This window comes from Rathayibacter tanaceti (assembly GCF_001634385.1).
Taxonomy (GTDB): Bacteria; Actinomycetota; Actinomycetes; order Actinomycetales; family Microbacteriaceae; genus Rathayibacter; species Rathayibacter tanaceti.
On sequence record NZ_LIIN01000256.1, the window covers coordinates 1 to 1303 of the forward strand.

The window sequence follows — 1303 nt, forward strand, 5'->3', positions numbered from 1 at the left end:
CGGGCGTGCAGAGCGTCGCCCGCGGGCCGGTCCCTGCCCTGCGCTGGTCGCTCCGGCGCGTGCTCGGCCGCCCGGCGGGGGAGGGCTTCGGGCTGCCCTGGCTGGGCGTCCTGCTGCTCGTGGTGGTGCTCCCGGCGAACGGAGTCACCTCTGCCTTCCTCGAGGGAGCGGCGGCGACCGCGTTCGGCGCGATCAAGGACGCGGTGATCCTCGGTCTCTTCGCGCTTGTCGTTGTCACGGGGCGGATCCGGCGGGTGCCGGTGCCGATCGTGGTGCTGGTGCTGATGATCGTGGGGCTGGGCGCCGTCTCGGCGGTCTGGACCGAGAATCCGATCCAGGCCGCCTACGGCTGGCGCAACGACTTCCTGCCCTTCCTCGCCCTGATCGTGACGCCCGCGGTGCTCGAGAAGCGCCATCTCGCGTTCGTCGCCACGGCGTTCGTGGTCGTCCTGCAGCTCTCGTCGATCACCACGATCCTCACCTGGAACCAGGGCCTGGACTGGCTGTTCACCCTCGGGGTGTTCCCGCTGGCGCCCGGGACGCTGTTCCCCTCGTCGCTCTTCGTCGCAGGCAGCATCGTGCCCCGCGGGTTCAGCCCCTACAGCGCCCCCAACGAGAGCGCCGTCGCGGTCACCATCGCGCTCGCCGTGCTCTGGACCCGCCCTGCCTGGCCGCTGTGGCTGAAGGCACTGCTGACGGTCCTGCCGCTGGTCGCCGTGTCCCTCACGCAGTCGCGCAGCGGCTACATCGGGCTGGCGATGCTCGCGGTCGCGCTCATCGCCTGGGCGCTCTTCCGCGCCCGTCCGATGCTGGTCTGGGCGATGCTGACGGTCTCGACGGCCGCGGCGATCGGCGGCGTCACCCTCTACCTCTACATCGACAAGGTGATCTCGCATGTCGCCGACCCGTCGCTGATCGGCCACAGCGACAGCCTCCTCGAGAACCTGCCGTTCCTGATCTCGCACCCGTTCGGCTTCGGTCTGGGCAAGGTGGGGCCGCGCGCACAGCTGTACTCGACCGACAGCGTGCTGGTCGAGAGCTTCTTCCTGGTGCTGGCGATCGAGTCGGGGATCCTCGTGATGCTGCTCTTTGCTGCGCTGCTGATCGTCCTCTTCCTCCGCGGCCTCCGCGCGCCCACGCTCGACGGCTTCCTGCCCGCGGCGGCCGTCACCGGGACGCTCGTCAGCTACACCGTCCTGCCGACGCTGCAGGAGGGGCCTGTCGCCTACACGCTCTGGATCGTCTGCGGGATGGGGCTCGTCGCCGGCCGGGTCGAGGCGGGGGGCGCGATCGCCGGCCCGCC

1 protein-coding gene is annotated in these 1303 nt (G+C 70.9%); it reads left to right on the forward strand.

Features of this window, described 5'->3' with window-relative positions:
* Nucleotides 1-1303 (forward strand): O-antigen ligase family protein (locus ACH61_RS17685; protein ID WP_161489690.1); only part of this gene is annotated, 1303 nt, incomplete at both ends.